Raw genomic sequence first — 16,512 nt, forward strand, 5'->3', positions numbered from 1 at the left:
TCAATGAATAAGGGACCGAAATGCCCGGAATGCGGTAAGGCAGCGCCGCTGCGCCTGCTCGTCTGGGGCATGGGGAAACCCTATGATTGCGAACGCTGCGGAACATCGCAGGTCGTCGCCAGAGGGCACGGGGCATCTTATGCAATCGGCGCGTTCGTACTGTGGACTTTCGCGAGCAACAAAATGCCGTCAATTACGGGCAAAATCGCGCTGTTTATCGGGCTGTTTCTGGCGGTCGGGCTTATCAGCTGGCTGACGATGAAGCCGCGTAGGGTCGATTAATCCGGCCTTTCCCGGTTCATCCGCAGCACGTCTCCTGCAAGATAGAGCGACCCCGCAATCAACACCGGCAACCCGTCGTCAGGCAATGCGTTGAGCGCATCTTCCAGCGAAGCGGCCTGCATGATGTCCGCGCCGTATGAGGCAGCTGGCTGGTATTCATGAGTGGAAATCGGCACCGCAGTCACGCTTGCGATGGATGGGGCAAGAGGGCCCAGAATAGCCTGCGGGTCTTTCCCTTCTATCATGCCCAGAAGCAGATGAACCCGCTGCCCGGCAAAATGCGCAGCCAGCGCCTTGCCGGCATCCGGGTTGTGTCCGCCGTCCAGCCATACTTTGCGGCCACTGCAAAGCGGGCCGGGTGCAAGCAATTGAAGTCTGGCAGGCCATTTCGCATTTCGGATACCCGCCGCCAACGCGCCGCTGGCTACGTTCACCCGGTCCTGATGACGAAGCATGGCAATTGCCAAGGCCGCATTGTCCCCCTGATGCGGGCCGGGGAGCTGCGGCAACGGTAAAACCAGCTCGCCATACCGGTCGGCGTAATGCAGCGCGGTTTCGCTGATGCTCGAATGCCAATCCCTGCCGCGCATGGATAGCGGCGCCCCGGCGGCGAGCGCGGCACGTTCGATTTCCAGTGTCGCTTCTTCAGGATAACTCTGCGTGATCAGCGATGTGGCCCGCTTGGTAATGCCTGCCTTCTCGAAAGCGATACGGGCGAGCGGCACTTGCGGCACGCCTTCCTCCGGTGCGAGCAGAAATCGCTCGTGATCGATCCCGAGAGCCGCGATCCCGCAGGCCGCCAGCGCCTCCGGCTCCAGAACGTTGGTTGCGTCGAACCTGCCGCCGAGGCCGACTTCCACCACGCACGCATCGGCTGGCGTCCGGCTGAATGCGAGGAAGGCGGCGGCGATGGTGACTTCGAAGAAGCTCGGGTTCAGCCCTTCTGCTGCATCGAACACTTCCTCCAGCAGCGCGGCCAGCGGATCGTCGGCAATCAGTTCGCCCGCCAGCCGGATACGCTCGTTATAGCGCACCAGATGCGGGCTGGTGGTCATGTGAACGCGCTTGCCATCCGCCTCAAGCATGGCGCGCAGAAAAGCGCAGGTGGAGCCTTTGCCGTTGGTCCCGGCAACATGAAAAACAGGCGGCAGACTGCGGTGCGGATTGCCCAGCCGGTCCAGCAGGCAGCGTATGGTATCGAGCCCAAGGCGTCCTTCGGGCAGCGACAGACCCGCCAGCCGGTCAAGCTGGGCCTGAACCGCCGGATGATCCGACTTGCCGAAATCCTTCATGGGCCTGTCAGGCGGCTTTCGCGCCTTGCAGATAATCGAGCAGCGTCGCCAGCGTTTCGCGCAGTTCATGGCGGTGGACGACCATGTCGACCATGCCGTGCTTGCGCAGATATTCGGCGCGCTGGAACCCCTCGGGCAATTTCTCGCGGATCGTATCCTGGATCACGCGCTGGCCCGCAAAGCCGATCAGGCTGCCCGGTTCCGCAATCTGGACATCGCCGAGCATTGCGTAACTGGCTGTAACGCCGCCCGTAGTCGGATCGGTCAGAACGACGATATAGGGCAGGCCGGCCTCTTTCAGGCGGCGTGTCATCACGGTCGCCTTGGGCATCTGCATCAGGCTGAGAATGCCCTCCTGCATCCGCGCACCGCCAGCAGCTGTGACCACGATATAGGCGCAGCCGCGGGTCAGCGCGCGTTCGGCGCCCTGACAAAATGCGGTGCCCACGGCCATGCCCATGGAACCGCCCATGAAGTGGAAATCCTGCACGCCGACGACAGCATCGTGGCCTTCGATCTGGCCGGAACCGACGCTGAAGGCATCGCGGTGCGGGTTCTTCGCCCGCGCTTCTTTCAGGCGGTCGGTGTATTTCTTCGAATCCTTGAACTTCAGCGGGTCTTCCTTGACCTCCGGCTGCTCAAGCAGGTCGTAGCCCATGTCGAGAAGCAGGTTCAGGCGTTCATCCGCGCCGATACGGCCGTGATAATCGCAGCGCGGACAAACCTTGTGATTGTCCGCAAATTCCTTCGCAAACAGCATTTCCTGACACTGCGGGCATTTGACCCACAGATTGTCATTGGTTTCGCGCTTTGCGCCAAACGGGAGCGAGTTGCGGACGCGGGTGAGCCAGTTCATTTCTATTCCTTAGCGAGCCGAATGTACGGCATCTGCGAGAGCCGAAGTCAGCTCCCTTAGCGCGGCCGGAGCATCTGCGCCATATTTGCCGACAAGTTCCACCAGTGCAGAGCCGACGACAACCCCGTCGGCTACCTTGGCAATGGCGCTGGCCTGCTCGGGTGTACGCACACCGAAGCCGACTGCGATCGGCAAATCGGTTGACGCCTTGAGCTTGCCGACTGCTTCTTCGATGGATGCGGTGGCCGCCTGCTGCTTGCCGGTGATGCCGGCGACGGACACGTAATAGACGAAACCGTCCGAACCTTCGAGCACCGCAGGCAAACGTTTGGCATCGGTGGTCGGCGTGGCGAGGCGGATAGGCGCAATGCCCTTGGTGCGCAGCGCAGGGCCGAGCGCTTCGTCTTCCTCCGGCGGGATATCGACGCAGATCACTCCGTCCACCCCGGCCTTGGCGCATTCTTCCGCAAACCATTCCGGCCCGCGGCGGATCATCGGATTGGCATATCCCATCAGGATCAGCGGCACGTCCGGATGACGGAGGCGGAACTGTTCGGCCAGCGCGAAGATATCGGCGGTCGTTGTCCGGCGGGCCAAGGCGCGCAAATTCGCAGCCTGAATTGCCGGACCATCGGCCATCGGATCGGTGAAGGGCATCCCCAGCTCGATCACATCGGCGCCGCCCTCGACCAGCGCGTCGAGATTGGCCGCCGTGTCCCCGTCGCCAGCAGTGACGAAGCAGACGAGAGCAGGGTGTGGTTTGGAGAAGGCGGAAGAGAGGCGGTTGGATTCGGTCATTTGTTCTCGCGAAGTCCTACAGGATGGAACACATGGAACACAGTACACGGCGCGAAAAGCTTTTCGACAATAGGTGCGCAAGTTGTGCTGTATTTCCAAAGGCTTGAAGCAGTTGTCATGCGTGCTTTATACCATCACTGCCGGTGTGTAGGAAAGTTGGGTCACGTTCGCTTCATCCGAACTCGACTTTCAAGGATTCTGACAGGAATGGCTAGCAGAGGAAGCACGATGCTCAACCATCCTGCTGCCTTGGTAACCAACATTGATCGTTCGCACAGATAAAATTCGTCAACCATTATCACCACTGTTGGTTCGTCAGGCCCACAGAGCACGCTGAATTCGAGATAATCTCTCGTAGCTCCCTCGAAAAGAAGTTGAAGGATACAGAGTCCAGCAGCGACCAGCATCAAGTTTGCGACTGGGCGTGAGGCGATGCCGCTTTTTCCGAAGAGACCAGAAAGCCACCAATGCAACAAGAATAGCAAACTCAGAAGCACGGCGTATATGACCACATCTCCTGGCGTCGTCATCATCATGGACAAGCCGAATTCGTCTCCTCGACCGGCTGCAAGGTATGAGTCCAGGAGCCATTGGATGGCGAGGAAGGCGACAGCAGCACAGCCCCAAACAACAATAAGTGAAACTAGAAGAGGTTTGCCGACGTCTCCGCTTGCCTCACTCATATTTCCACCCCGAGCGCCTCGGCCACGGTGAAGATGTCCTTGTCGCCGCGTCCGCACAGGTTGGCGAGGATGATCTGATCATCGCGCATTGTTTTTGCGCGCTCGGCCACTGCATGGATCGCGTGGCTGGGCTCCAGCGCGGGGATGATACCCTCGGTACGGCACAGCAGCTGGAATCCTTCCAGCGCTTCCTTGTCGGTCACGCTGGTATATTCGACCCGGCCGGTATCCTTCAGCCATGCGTGTTCGGGGCCGATGCCCGGATAGTCCAACCCTGCGCTGATCGAGTGGCCTTCGGTGATCTGGCCGTCTTCGTCCTGCAGCAGATAAGTCTTGTTGCCGTGAAGCACGCCAGGTGCCCCGCCTAGCAGGCTGGCCGCGTGTTCATCACCGTCGAGCCCGTGCCCGCCTGCCTCTACGCCGAGCATCTTTACGTCTGCGTCGTCGAGGAACGGGTGGAACAGGCCAAGCGCGTTCGAACCGCCGCCGATGCAGGCGACCAGCAAATCGGGCAGGCGGTCGATGCGGCTGAGCATCTGTTCGCGCGCTTCCTTGCCGATCACGCTTTGGAAATCGCGAACCATTTCGGGGTAGGGGTGCGGACCAGCTGCGGTGCCGATGATGTAGAATGTGTCGTGCACATTGGCGACCCAGTCGCGCAGACCTTCGTTCATTGCGTCTTTCAGCGTCGCGCCGCCGCTGGTTACGGGGATCACTTCCGCGCCGAGCAATTTCATGCGGAACACGTTGGGCGATTGCCGCCGGACATCCTCCGCGCCCATGTAGATGACGCAAGGCAGGCCGAACCGCGCACAGACGGTCGCCGTGGCAACGCCGTGCTGGCCCGCGCCGGTTTCCGCGATGATCCGCGTCTTGCCCATGCGAATGGCGAGCAGGATCTGCCCGATGCAATTGTTGATCTTGTGCGCGCCGGTGTGATTCAGTTCGTCACGCTTGAACCATATCTGCGCGCCGCCGACCGCCTCGGTCAGGCGTTCTGCGAAATACAGCGGGCTGGGCCGGCCGACGTAATGTTCCAGCAGATCGTCGAACTGCGCCTTGAAAGCCGGATCGGCCTGGGCAGCGCGATATTCACGCTCCAGATCCAGGATCAGCGGCATTAATGTCTCGGCCACATAACGGCCGCCATAGTCACCGAAATGACCGCGATCGTCGGGCTGGTTGCGGAAGGAATTGGGGGCGTTCATGGCCCCCGATTGGCAGAGCATTGCGGGCCTGTCCAGCATTCACAGGGCGCATTATTTCTTTACGCCCGATGAACCTAATGTTGCACAATCACCACATAATCAGAAACTTAGACTAACCAATAATTTGTCAGTTGAAGTTCATTTTTCGCTGACTATTTGACCTTTCCCTGCCGTCGACCCCCAATTTCGGCGGCATGATTGAAAGGATTTAATATGCGTAAGACTGCAATTGTACTCGGTGCGATCGCTGCGGTAGCAGTAGCTGCTCCGGCCTCGGCCAACGAAGCTCGTGTTGAAGCTCGCGGCGGTATCGCCTGGGCAAACGGCGAAGAAGAAGCTGTTGCCGGCGTTGCTGCTGGTTATGACTTCGACCTCGGTGCTGGCGAAGACAGCTCGCTGTTCTTCGGCGTTGAAGGTTCGGCTGACAAGCTGCTGGTTGATGGCGCAGACGTAGTCTGGGGCACCACCGCACGTCTCGGCGCCAAGGTTGGCACCGGCGGCAAGATCTACGCAACCGGCGGTTACACCTTCGGTGAAGGCGAAGACACCCCGCACCTGGGTGCTGGTTACGAGCAGACGGTTGGCGACAGCGGTCTCTACCTGAAAGCTGAATACCGTCACTTCTTCAGCGATTTCGTTGACGTGAACACTGCCGTAGTCGGTGTTGGCGTAGCTTTCTGATCCTGGTCAGAAATACGATGGAAGGGCGGTCCGTTCGGGCCGCCCTTTTTGTATCGGCTGCCGGGCAGGCGTGAGGGGCTGGAAAGCTCAGCCTGCTTTTGCTGCGGCACAGAACGCGGCGATTTTCGCAGCGTCCTTGATACCGGGCGCGCTTTCCACGCCGGATGACGTATCCACCAGCGGCGCCCCGGTTTGCGCAATCGCATCGGCAACATTTTCCGGTGTCAGTCCGCCGGCGAGGCCCCAAGCGGCGGTATGCTCATGATCTGCGAGCAGGCTCCAGTCGAAACTGGTGCCATTCCCGCCGGGCAATGCTGTTGCCGGCGCATCGAACAGCAACCGGTCGACCTTGCCGATATAGCGCGCCGATTTTTCCAGCGTCGGCTTGTCTTTCACGCCGAGCGCCTTCCAGACTTCGATATTCACCTGCTTGCGGACCAGGGCGCACCATTCCGGTGTTTCCGTCCCGTGAAACTGGATCACCTCGGGCTTGATCGCCTCGATCGCGGCGGACGTGGTTTCGATATCGGCATTGACCAGCAGCAGCACCACTTTGGCGCGCCCCCTTGCCATTGCGCGAAGCCGTGACGCGTCAGGCAACTCGATGTGCCGGGGGCTGGGCTGATAATGAACCAGTCCGACATGTGTCGCACCAGCATCAAGAGCGGCCTGCATGGTATCGGGCGACGAGAGCCCGCAGATCTTGATCAACTGTTCGCGCATGGTGAGAGGCTTTAAAGCGTTGCCTCGATATCGCGTGCCGCCTGAACCGGATCGTCGGCACGGCTGATGGGCCGACCGATCACAAGCACGCTGGCGCCATCGTCGCGCGCCTGTCGCGGGGTGACGACGCGCTTTTGATCACCCACTGCCGATCCGGCGGGACGCAACCCGGGGACCACGAAGAAACCGTCTTTCCATTGCTTGTGCGCCCCGCCAACTTCCTGACCGGAGCAGACGATGCCGTCGATACCTGCATCATGCGCCAGTTCGGTCAGTCGCATGACGTGATCGTGCGGTGTGCCGCCAACCCCGGTACGCTTCAGATCCTGCTCGTCCAGACTGGTGAGCATGGTTACAGCAACGACTTTGGTGTGTTCACCCGCCGCTGCCTTGGCATCTTCCAGCATCGCGCGCCCGCCGCTTGCGTGCACGGTCACAATCGACGGTTCGAGGACGTGGATCGCCTGCATCGCACCAGCGACAGTGTTCGGAATGTCATGCAGTTTCAGATCGAGAAAAATGGGCAGGCCGACTTGCGCTATCTCGTGGACGCCATGAGAACCGTGAGCGCAGAAGAACTCCAGTCCCAGCTTCAGCCCGCCAACATGATTCTTGACCCTCGCGGCGAGGGCTTTTGCCGCATCGAGTTGCGGCAGATCGAGCGCGAGATAGACGGGATTTGTCATGGCTTGGTGGTGCTATCCGCGGTGAGTGCAGGGGCGGGTTCAACCGGCGCGGCAGCGGTGCCGGACGGTGAAGCCGCCTCAGTTGTCGTCGTAGCCGGAGGAGAGGACGGCGAAACCGCAGCCGATCTGGCGGCGTTTTCCAGCGTCTTGATCCGCCGGTTCATGCGCCATTTGGTGCCGCGGTGGAGCAGCCATGTCGGGATCATGCCAAGCAGGAAAGAGATGATGACCAGCGCGGGTACCTTCGTTTCCAGCACCAGATTTTCCCAAATCGTGACTTCCACCGGCTTCCAGTTGAAGAAGGAAAACGCCAGCAGTCCCACAAACAGCAAGACCCAGAGGATGGTGCGAACGACCTGCATTTCAGTACTCCGTCAGATTTTCGGCAGATGCTAGGCTGCTGAGCCGCGATTGGGAAGGGTGAGCGGGTTGCCCGCCGATCAGCCGAACACGCGGCTGAAAATGTGGTCAACTTGCTTGAAGTGATAGTCGAGGTCGAATTTCGCCTCGATTTCCTCATTCGAAAGCGCCGCTGTCACTTCCTCATCCGCTTTCAGCAGATCGAGCAAGGCGAGCGCGCCATCCGATTCCCAAACCTTCATCGCGTTGCGTTGAACCAGACGATACGCGTCTTCGCGGCTGACCCCGGCCTGCGTCAATGCCAGAAGCACGCGCTGCGAATGGATCAGACCGCCCATGCGGTCCATGTTCTTCTGCATCCGCTCAGGATAAATCAGCAGCTTGTCGATTACCCCGGTCAGCCGCGCGAGCGCAAAATCGAGCGTGATCGTCGCGTCGGGGCCGATGAAACGCTCGACCGAGGAATGCGAGATATCGCGTTCGTGCCACAGCGCCACGTTTTCGAGCGCCGGCATGGCATAGCCGCGAATCATCCGCGCCTGACCGGTGAGGTTTTCGGTGAGGATCGGGTTGCGCTTGTGCGGCATCGCGCTCGAACCTTTCTGGCCGGGTGAGAAATACTCCTCAGCTTCCAGAACTTCAGTGCGTTGCAGATGGCGGACCTCGACCGCGACACGTTCGATCGATCCGGCAATTACCGCCAGCGTGGAAAAGAACATTGCGTGCCGGTCGCGCGGGATAACCTGAGTCGATATCGGTTCGATTTCCAGGCCGAGTTTTTCTGCGACGTGCGCTTCAACGCTGGGGTCGATATTCGCAAAAGTGCCGACGGCGCCGGATATCGCGCAAGTGGCGATTTCCTCACGCGCGGCGATAAGGCGTTTCTTGCAGCGATCGAATTCTGCATAGGCCTGCGCCAATTTGAGGCCGAATGTGACCGGTTCTGCATGAATACCGTGGCTGCGGCCGATAGTGGGCGTGTACTTATGCTCTTCCGCGCGGCGCTTGATCGCGGCCAGCAGGTGGTCGAGGTCTTCCAGCAGAATGTCGGCAGATCGGGCCAGCTGCACCGCCAGCGTCGTGTCCAGAACGTCGGAGCTGGTCATGCCCTGATGCATGAAGCGCGCCTCGTCACCGACCTGCTCGGCAACCCAGGTCAGGAATGCGATCACGTCATGCTTGGTGACCGCTTCGATGGCATCGATGGCGGGAACGTCGATTTCCGGGTTGGTCGCCCACCAGTCCCACAGGGCCTTGGCGGCGCTCGCCGGGACCACGCCCAGTTCGCCCAGCTTTTCCGTCGCATGCGCTTCGATCTCGAACCAGATGCGATAGCGGGCCTCTGGCTCCCAGATTGCGGACATTGCAGGGCGGGAATAACGGGGGACCATGATCGACTCCGGTGATGTTGCGGGCAGTTACGCGGCGGCTAAGGCGCGGCATGGCGATTGGCAAGGGGAGCGGGCCTGTTTGCACACGGCAGATCGTCTGCGCGCCTTAAATCAGACCTTTTGCCCTCAGCGAGGTGTGTCCTTCGCGGCCAATAATGACGTGATCATGTACCGTAATGCCCAGCAACCGGCCAGCCTCCGCAATGCGATTCGTTATCTGGATGTCGGCGCGGCTCGGCTCGGGATTGCCGCTCGGGTGGTTGTGGACCAGTATCAGTGCGGTTGCACCGATATCGAGCCCGCGGCGGATAACCTCACGCGGATGAATGGCAGCCTCGTCTATCGAACCGTCGCCGACATGATGATCGAGGATCAGGCGGTTCTGTGCGTTCAGGAACAGCACGCGCACCCGCTCCACCGTCAGATGCGCCATGTCGATGGTCAGGTAATCGAGCAGTGCCTGCCAGCTTCCCAGCACGGGTTTCTGGGACACCTCGTTGCGGGCCATCCGCCGCGCCGCCAGAGCCACGCTCTTCAACGCGGCAGCGCTTGTTTCGCCTACGCCTTTGACGTTCTGCAATGCCCCCGCATCGGCGTTGAGCACGCCAGATAGCGATCCGAACCGATCGATCAGCGCCTTGGCCACCGGCTTGGTATCGCCTTGCTTGATCGCAGCGAACAGCAAATATTCGAGCACTTCGTAATCGGCGAGCGCTTCTGCGCCCCCTTCAAGCATCCGTTTTCGCAGACGGCTCCGATGGCCCGCAGCGCCATGTTTTCCTGCGTTTTCGCTCATTTGCGGGCCATTCCACCTTTCAAGTGCTGCCATGCTGCATTGCCTTTGCAGTCGCTTGCGCGCAAGTAGCAAGCAATGCCGCAGCTCCCCGAACAGGAAACTGATACGCAAGACGACACGGCTATGGACAAGCCGCGAAATCTGCTGCGTAAAATCGCTGCGATTGCACTGGTTATCCTACTTGTGGTGGTCGGGTATACGTGGACGGTGCGCGAACAGATTGCGCGTGACCTGATTGCCGAACAACTCGCAGGGATCGGGGTGCCAGCGACCTACGATGTGACGGAAATCTCGCCCGAGCGGCAGGTCCTGACAAACATAGTGGTCGGCGATCCCGCGCGGCCCGACCTCACCATCGAACGTGCCGAAATAACCTTGTCCTATGGGCTGGGCGTTCCGGAAATCGGCCGGATTACACTGGTCAGACCGCGCCTCTACGGATCGTACACCGACGGAGAGCTCTCGCTCGGCAGCCTCGATCCGGTCATCTTCGCCGAATCGGAAGAACCAACGGGTCTGCCAGCCTGGGATATTGATCTGATTGACGGGCGGGCACTGTTCGAAACCGATTTTGGCCCGGTCGGCGTGAAGGCTGAGGGGCAGGGGCAGCTGGATAACGGGTTCACCGGCATGATCGCCGCCATCGCTCCGCAGGCTGATATCGCCGGGTGCAGGGTTGCGCGTGCAACCGTCTACGGCGACCTGACGACCACCAGCGGCAGGCTAACCTTGTCGGGGCCGGTGCGAACAGCTGCTCTGAATTGTCCTGAATATTCCGGGAGAATCAAGGATGTGTCCATCGCCACGGATATTACGTTTGATGCAGATATGGCCGGTTTCGATGCCGATGCCTCAATTGCGGCAGGTGCCTTTGCAGGGCCGGGTATAGCCGCAGCCGGGATCGCGGGCCCGCTGACCGTCGCCGTGCGGGACGGGACGATCAATTCGCGTTTTAATCTCGCTGCAAGATCTGTCGCAAACTCCAATGTCCGCGCCGGTGAATTTTCGCTGGAAGGCGGGCTGCGCGGACGTGATCAATTCGCGTCGCTGGATCTTGATGCAGAATTGTCGGGTTCGCAGATAAATATCGGCCGCGGATTCACCGCTACCTTGGCAGAATATGAAAAATCCGCCGAAGGAACCCTGGCGGCTCCCTTGCTGGCGAAAATTCGTTCTGCCCTTGGCCGAAAACTCGTCGATTCCAGCTTCACTGCTGCGATCAACGCACGCAAAACTGGCGATATCATTTCGTTGTCTTTGCCGCAGGGGTCGGTGCAGGGTAGATACGGTGAAACTCTCTTGTCGGTCAGCCAGGTGCAGATCGCCAGCACGGCAGAGCGCACGCCGCGCATGTCAGGTAATTTCCGCTTCGGTGGCGGCGAATTGCCGGCTCTGGTCGGGCGTATGGAGCAGGCAAATGGACGGTCCATTTTTCGCCTGAAGATGGCCGAGTATTCGGCGCAGGGAAGCTCGCTTGCCATACCTGAACTGGTGGCAACGCAGGATCGCAGCGGGGCACTCGGATTTTCCGGTAGCGTGCAGGCGACTGGTCCATTGCCAGGCGGGGAAGTGCGCGGCCTGCGTTTGCCGGTTAGCGGAAGCTGGAGCTCTGCGGGCGGCTTGTCCCTCTGGCGGGGGTGCACGCAGATCGGCTTCGATACGCTCGCGTTCGCCAATCTCGAGCTGAGAGGACAACAGATCGCGCTTTGCCCGGCGAGTGGCAGGCCGATTGTCAGCTACGGCACCAACGGTCTTAATTTCGCCGCCGGTGCTCCGTCATTGAATATAGCGGGCACGCTTGCCGGCACAGAGATTCGCATTTCGAGCGGCGCAGCAGGATTCGCTTATCCCGGCGCGGCATCTGTAAAAGATCTGTTGGTGTCGCTCGGTCCGCAGCAGGAGGAAAACAGGTTCGCAATTTCCGAGCTGAAGGCCGTGTTGGGCGAGGATATAACAGGGTCGTTCTCAGGGGCCGAAATTGCGTTGTTTGCGGTACCGCTCGATCTGAAAGACACCACAGGGGAATGGTCTTACGCGGGCGGTGTATTCGAAATTGGCGGCGCTTCATTCGAATTGGTCGACCGGTCCGAAGAACCCCGGTTCAACCCGCTCATGGCGCGGGATGCGAAGCTTTCGCTGGAAGACAGCGTTATTCTGGCCGACGCGCTGCTGCGCTATCCAGGCAATGAGAGCGAAGTTGCCGAAGTCTCGATCCAGCACGACCTGACTACCAGCACCGGTTTTGCCGATCTGCATGTGCCCGGCGTGCTGTTCGACGAAGAATTGCAGCCCGTCGATCTGACTCCGCTGGCGCTTGGTGTGATTGCCAATGCCAGGGGCAGCATCGCCGGCACCGGACGGATTGACTGGAATTCGGACGCAGTGACCAGCTCCGGCCGTTTCTCTTCCGAATCGCTCGATTTTGCGGCCGCGTTTGGCCCCGTCACAGGCGCGGCTGGAACGGTTGAGTTCATCGATTTGCTCAGCCTAACTACCGCCCCTGATCAGAAAGTGCGGGTGGCCGCGATCAATCCAGGCATCGAGGTGAATGACGGAGTGATCGGTTTCAGCTTGCGTGATGGCCAGTATCTGGGCGTGACGGGCGGCGAATGGCCGTTCATGGGCGGCACGCTGACCTTGCGCCCCGTCGACCTCAATTTCGGGGTCGCGGAACGCAGGCGATACGTACTCGAAGTGGATGGGCTGGAAGCGGCTTTGTTTGTCGAGAACCTCGAACTCGGCAACCTCGCCGCAACCGGCACTTTCGACGGGCAATTGCCGCTGGAATTCGACGAACTGGGCTTTGGCGAAATCAAAGGCGGCCTGCTTGTAGCGCGCGCGCCCGGCGGTAACATTTCGTATGTTGGCGAACTGACCTATGAAGACCTGTCAGCCTTCGCGAATTACGCCTTCGAAACGCTGAAGAGTCTCGATTACGACGATATGCGGATCGAGATGGACGGCCCACTGACCGGCGATATTGTCACCCGTATCCGGTTCGACGGCGTGCGGCAGGGTGCAGGGACCAAACAAAATTTCATCACCCGCCAGATCGCCGATCTGCCGATACGCTTCAACGTGAACATCCGCGCTCCGTTCTACAAACTGGTGACCACGCTGAAATCGATTTACGACCCGTCCACCGTGCGCGATCCCCGCGAACTGGGCCTGCTGGAAGATGACGGGAAACGTTTCATTCCTGCGGGGGCACCTCTGCAACCGGCAGAGCCTGTCTTGCCGCCGCCGATCAATCCGGTGCTGCAAGACCGGGCGATCAAACCAGACGACATATCAGACAACGCACTGGGCGATGAAGAGCCCATTCAGACATCAGACAGCGAGGATGTGCCATGACGCATTGTAAATTGACCTTGTCCGGCGCGGCTGCGACACACTGCGTCATGCAGTATAAGCGCAGAGCAGGGGCAAGGGGCCGCATCGGTGCGGCGATATTGTTGGCGGGTTCGATCCTGCTGGGAGGGTGCATCAATGTGAATGCCCCGTCCGAGCCGATCGTAATCGAACTCAACATCAATATCCGGCAGGAAGTAATTTATCGACTGGCGGAAGATGCCAGCAACACGATTGAAGAGAATGCGGATATTTTCTGATAAGATCCGCAGCACAAGGATGAGCAAATGAAGAAGTCAGTTTCTATCGCAATTGCAGCTGCCCTGGCACTGGGCGGCATCGCGGGAACGGCTTACGCCCAGCGCGATCCGGCCTATGCTTCGGCGCGCGCTTCTGGCCAGATTGGCGAAAAAATGGATGGCTACCTCGGCATCGTGGGCGGCTCCAATCCCGCGCTGGAAGCGATGGTGAAAGATATCAACATCAAACGCCGCGCGGTCTATGCGGAGAAGGCGCAGGCCGCCAACGCAACGCTGGAGGAATATGCCCTGACCGCAGGCTGTCTTGCGATCGCGCGGACGGTTCCGGGGGAAAAATATCAGGCACCTGACGGAACGTGGCAAACCCGCACCAGCGCACCGCCGCTGCGCGACAGCCGCTGCCCGTAAGCCCGTATCGGGGCGCGATGTCCAAAAACCTGACATAATCGACCGATTGGGACCCCACACCGGTTGACTCGATTATACCCCCCGCCTAAGGGGGCCTCGCCCTTGGCGGGCAGCTTTTTGCCCGTGCCGCGCAACCTCAATTAAGGAGCAAGGCATGAGCGACGAGAAGCCCGTACGGGAACCCATCGCCGAGGATGCGCGCATTGATGCGCTCGAAGCGCGGTTAAAAGCCGCGAGAGAGCGTGAAAATGAACGCAACCGGCCGCAGCAATCGGGCACCGATGCGAATTATCGCAGTGGAAACCGGGTGCTTGCGGATTTGCTTGGTGGGATTCTCGGCGGTTTGGTGATTGGCGGAACCATTGATTATTTCGCCGGATCATCGCCCTGGGGTCTGTTGGTGGGGTTGTTCCTCGGAATAGCCGTCGCCTTCAGGAACATTTTCCGAATGGCGAACACGCAATCGGACGACGCGCCCAAGGGCGACTGAGTTCGAGAAGCTAGTGTTCTTTTACGCGTAGGGACGTTTCAGACGTGGCAGCCGAAGAAGGCAAAGTCGATCCGATGCACCAGTTCACCATCGAACCCTTGTTGGGTTCGAATGGCTGGGAGCTCGCAGGATTCAATATCGCGTTTACCAACAGCGCGATGTGGATGGCGATCACAACTGTCCTGCTGACGATTTTCGTCGCGGGCGGCATGAAGCGCGAGCTGGTGCCTGGGCGCTGGCAGATGATGGTGGAAACCTTCACCGGCTTCATCGACGACATGCTGGAAGCGAATATCGGCAAGGCCGGGCGCAAATACGTGCCCTATATCTTCTCGCTGTTCATGTTCATCCTGTTCGCGAACATTCTGGGTCTTCTTCCGCTGGGCGTGATCGGTCTTCACCCGTTCACCTTCACCAGCCACTTCACCGTGACCGGCGTTCTCGCCATTATCAGCTTCGCGATCGTTCTGGTCGTTGGATTCTGGAAGCACGGTCTCAAGTTTTTCACCCTGTTTGTGCCGCACGGTACGCCGCTGGCGATGATCCCGGTCATTTTCCCGATCGAGCTGATCTCGTTCCTCGTGCGTCCGTTCAGCCTTGCGCTGCGTCTGTTCGTTGCGATGATGGCTGGCCACGTTCTCCTGAAAGTCCTGTCGAGCTTCGTGATCGACGGAACCAACGCCGGTGCAGGCTTTGCCGCTCTGGTTGGCGTGCCGAGCTTCATTCTGATGGTCGGCATCAGCGCGCTGGAAATTCTGGTCGCTGGCATTCAGGCCTACGTTTTTGCGCTGTTGACGTCGCTGTACATCAATGACGCTGAAAATCTTCACTAAGTTACTGATCAACTTTTAGAAATTTACCTAAGGAGCAATACAATGGAAGCAGAAGCAGCAAAGCTCGTTGGCGCGGGTCTCGCAGCTATCGGTGCCGGCATGGCCGCTATCGGTGTGGGTAACGTATTCGGCTCGTTCCTTGAGAGCGCGCTTCGTAACCCTGGCGCAGCAGACGGCCAGCAGGGCCGCCTGTTCATCGGCTTCGCCGCAGCTGAGCTTCTCGGCCTGCTGGCGTTCGTCGTCGCGATGATCCTGATCTTCGTCGCCTAACATATCAATCGGTGGGCGGGGACGGCCAAGGCCTGTTCCCGCCCGCGATTGTTTCTATTCGTCGACACCTTTTAAGCGTCGGGACCTGATCCAATGCCCCAGATAGCGCAAATCATGGAAACCTATTCCAGCCAGATTTTCTGGCTGCTGGTGACCTTTGGTTTTGTCTTCTTCGTCGTAGGTCGCGGTATGGTTCCGCGGGTTATGGACACTGTATCCCAGCGTGACAGCCAGATTGCTGGCGATCTCGCTGCAGCTCAGGCTGCTCGTGACAAGGCCGATGATGAAGAAGAAGCCTGGCGCAAGCGTGAGAATGAAAATCGCGCTCAGGCCCAGGCGGTAATTGCCAAGGCGAAAGCCGATGCTGCTGCTAAGAGCGAGAAAAAGCTCGCGGCTGCACAGAAGCGTATCGATACGAAGCTTGAGAAAGCCGATGTCGAGATCGCCGAAGCGCGCTATGCCGCAATGACCGAAGTCGAGAGTGTGGCTGCAGAAGCCGCTCAGGACATCGTCAAGCAGCTCGCCGGCGTCAAAGTGACTGCAGCCAATGCCAAGTCGGCAGTCAAGAAGGCTATGACCAATGTCTAATGCACCCGAAGTCTTCACCACGGTCGATATTCCAGAGTCGTTGGGTCCGACGCTGTGGGGCATGGAACCGTACCAGATCGTTTCGATCTCTATGCTGGTCCTGATCCTGGTGATGGTGTGGAAGAAAGTCCCGGGTATGATTACCGGCGGGCTGGATGCCAAGATCGCCGCAATCCGTGAGCAGCTGGACGAAGCCAAGAAGCTGCGCGCTGAAGCAGAAGCGCTTCGCAACGAATATTCGGCCAAGATCGCCAATGCTGAGAAAGACGCAGAAGCGATGATGGAGAACGCTCAGAAAGAAGCGGACTCGATCATGGACAAGGCCGAGCAGGACAGCAAGGCAATGGTGGAGCGGCGCAAGAAAATGGCGGAAGACAAGATCGCTGCCGCAGAGCGTGACGCTGTCGATGACGTGCGCAACAGCGCTGCCATGGCCGCGACCGCTGCTGCACGGGAGCTGATTGCCAAGAAGCATGACGCAGACGCTGATAGCAAGCTTGCGGACCAGGTCATCGCTGGTATCTAACTGGCAAGACTAAGTGTCGACGAAAAAAGG

General features: G+C 59.6%; 20 protein-coding genes. 10 read left to right on the forward strand and 10 right to left on the reverse strand.

The genetic code is table 11. The features are described from left to right. Positions 1-3: 3 nt before the first annotated feature. Positions 4-282 (forward strand): hypothetical protein, encoded by a 279-nt coding sequence (locus tag GRI43_RS02955; RefSeq protein WP_160729596.1) that lies wholly within the window; start codon positions 4-6, stop codon positions 280-282. On the opposite strand, the gene GRI43_RS02960 is transcribed toward GRI43_RS02955, so the two are convergent. The 5 genes from GRI43_RS02960 to trpB all read right to left on the reverse strand — a co-directional run bounded on the left by GRI43_RS02960 (position 279) and on the right by trpB (position 5,119). Continuing rightward, on the reverse strand, positions 279-1,574 hold the full coding sequence (locus GRI43_RS02960) for a bifunctional folylpolyglutamate synthase/dihydrofolate synthase (protein WP_160729597.1): 1,296 nt from the start codon (positions 1,572-1,574) through the stop codon (positions 279-281). The genes GRI43_RS02955 and GRI43_RS02960 overlap by 4 nt on opposite strands. 7 nt (positions 1,575-1,581) lie before the next feature. Further along, positions 1,582-2,430, reverse strand: coding sequence for an acetyl-CoA carboxylase, carboxyltransferase subunit beta (gene accD, locus GRI43_RS02965; RefSeq protein ID WP_160729598.1), 849 nt, complete (start codon positions 2,428-2,430; stop codon positions 1,582-1,584). Between the two features lie 9 nt (positions 2,431-2,439). Beyond that, a complete protein-coding gene (trpA, locus tag GRI43_RS02970; RefSeq protein WP_160729599.1) occupies positions 2,440-3,228 on the reverse strand; it encodes a tryptophan synthase subunit alpha in 789 nt (262 codons plus the stop codon). A 161-nt stretch (positions 3,229-3,389) separates the two neighbouring features. Next, positions 3,390-3,911: a hypothetical protein gene (locus GRI43_RS02975; RefSeq protein ID WP_160729600.1), complete on the reverse strand. Its 522-nt coding sequence runs from the start codon at positions 3,909-3,911 to the stop codon at positions 3,390-3,392. Beyond that, complete coding sequence (gene trpB, locus GRI43_RS02980) at positions 3,908-5,119, reverse strand: tryptophan synthase subunit beta (RefSeq protein WP_160729601.1); 1,212 nt, start codon at positions 5,117-5,119, stop codon at positions 3,908-3,910. The genes GRI43_RS02975 and trpB overlap by 4 nt, the downstream gene beginning before the upstream one ends. 213 nt (positions 5,120-5,332) lie before the next feature. On the opposite strand from trpB, the gene GRI43_RS02985 reads away from it, so the two are divergent. After that, positions 5,333-5,800, forward strand: coding sequence for an outer membrane protein (locus tag GRI43_RS02985; RefSeq protein WP_160729602.1), 468 nt, complete (start codon positions 5,333-5,335; stop codon positions 5,798-5,800). Positions 5,801-5,887: 87 nt separating this feature from the next. Here the strand turns inward: GRI43_RS02985 and GRI43_RS02990 are convergent, their stop codons facing one another. The 5 genes from GRI43_RS02990 to radC all read right to left on the reverse strand — a co-directional run bounded on the left by GRI43_RS02990 (position 5,888) and on the right by radC (position 9,789). Then, on the reverse strand, positions 5,888-6,523 hold the full coding sequence (locus GRI43_RS02990; RefSeq protein ID WP_160729603.1) for a phosphoribosylanthranilate isomerase: 636 nt from the start codon (positions 6,521-6,523) through the stop codon (positions 5,888-5,890). An 11-nt stretch (positions 6,524-6,534) separates the two neighbouring features. Further along, complete coding sequence (gene pyrF, locus GRI43_RS02995) at positions 6,535-7,209, reverse strand: orotidine-5'-phosphate decarboxylase (RefSeq protein WP_160729604.1); 675 nt, start codon at positions 7,207-7,209, stop codon at positions 6,535-6,537. Next, positions 7,206-7,571 (reverse strand): DUF1049 domain-containing protein, encoded by a 366-nt coding sequence (locus tag GRI43_RS03000; protein WP_202391578.1) that lies wholly within the window; start codon positions 7,569-7,571, stop codon positions 7,206-7,208. Before GRI43_RS03000 ends, pyrF begins: the two co-directional genes overlap by 4 nt. A gap of 78 nt (positions 7,572-7,649) precedes the next feature. Beyond that, positions 7,650-8,960, reverse strand: a complete 1,311-nt coding sequence (gene purB / locus GRI43_RS03005) for an adenylosuccinate lyase (RefSeq protein WP_160729605.1) — start codon at positions 8,958-8,960, stop codon at positions 7,650-7,652. A gap of 106 nt (positions 8,961-9,066) precedes the next feature. After that, positions 9,067-9,789, reverse strand: coding sequence for a RadC family protein (gene radC, locus GRI43_RS03010; protein WP_160729606.1), 723 nt, complete (start codon positions 9,787-9,789; stop codon positions 9,067-9,069). A gap of 42 nt (positions 9,790-9,831) precedes the next feature. On the opposite strand from radC, the gene GRI43_RS03015 reads away from it, so the two are divergent. From GRI43_RS03015 to GRI43_RS03050, 8 genes are all read left to right on the forward strand, one after another. Continuing rightward, the gene (locus GRI43_RS03015; protein ID WP_235903587.1) at positions 9,832-13,110 is read left to right on the forward strand and encodes an intermembrane phospholipid transport protein YdbH family protein; all 3,279 of its coding nucleotides are present in this window, start codon (positions 9,832-9,834) and stop codon (positions 13,108-13,110) included. A 47-nt stretch (positions 13,111-13,157) separates the two neighbouring features. Further along, entirely contained in the window at positions 13,158-13,367 is a 210-nt protein-coding gene (locus GRI43_RS03020) for a YnbE family lipoprotein (protein ID WP_160729607.1), read from the forward strand. Positions 13,368-13,394: 27 nt separating this feature from the next. Further along, positions 13,395-13,775 (forward strand): YdbL family probable chaperone protein, encoded by a 381-nt coding sequence (locus tag GRI43_RS03025; protein WP_160729608.1) that lies wholly within the window; start codon positions 13,395-13,397, stop codon positions 13,773-13,775. A 154-nt stretch (positions 13,776-13,929) separates the two neighbouring features. Further along, complete coding sequence (locus GRI43_RS03030) at positions 13,930-14,265, forward strand: AtpZ/AtpI family protein (protein WP_160729609.1); 336 nt, start codon at positions 13,930-13,932, stop codon at positions 14,263-14,265. A gap of 74 nt (positions 14,266-14,339) precedes the next feature. After that, on the forward strand, positions 14,340-15,098 hold the full coding sequence (locus GRI43_RS03035; RefSeq protein WP_160730606.1) for a F0F1 ATP synthase subunit A: 759 nt from the start codon (positions 14,340-14,342) through the stop codon (positions 15,096-15,098). Positions 15,099-15,140: 42 nt separating this feature from the next. Then, positions 15,141-15,368: a F0F1 ATP synthase subunit C gene (locus tag GRI43_RS03040; RefSeq protein ID WP_027442220.1), complete on the forward strand. Its 228-nt coding sequence runs from the start codon at positions 15,141-15,143 to the stop codon at positions 15,366-15,368. A 93-nt stretch (positions 15,369-15,461) separates the two neighbouring features. After that, a complete protein-coding gene (locus GRI43_RS03045; RefSeq protein WP_160729610.1) occupies positions 15,462-15,956 on the forward strand; it encodes a F0F1 ATP synthase subunit B family protein in 495 nt (164 codons plus the stop codon). Then, a complete protein-coding gene (locus GRI43_RS03050; RefSeq protein ID WP_160729611.1) occupies positions 15,949-16,482 on the forward strand; it encodes a F0F1 ATP synthase subunit B family protein in 534 nt (177 codons plus the stop codon). Before GRI43_RS03045 ends, GRI43_RS03050 begins: the two co-directional genes overlap by 8 nt. The last annotated feature ends 30 nt before the right edge of the window (positions 16,483-16,512 follow it).

Source organism: Pontixanthobacter luteolus, from assembly GCF_009828095.1.
In the GTDB taxonomy this organism is placed as follows: Bacteria; Pseudomonadota; Alphaproteobacteria; order Sphingomonadales; family Sphingomonadaceae; genus Pontixanthobacter; species Pontixanthobacter luteolus.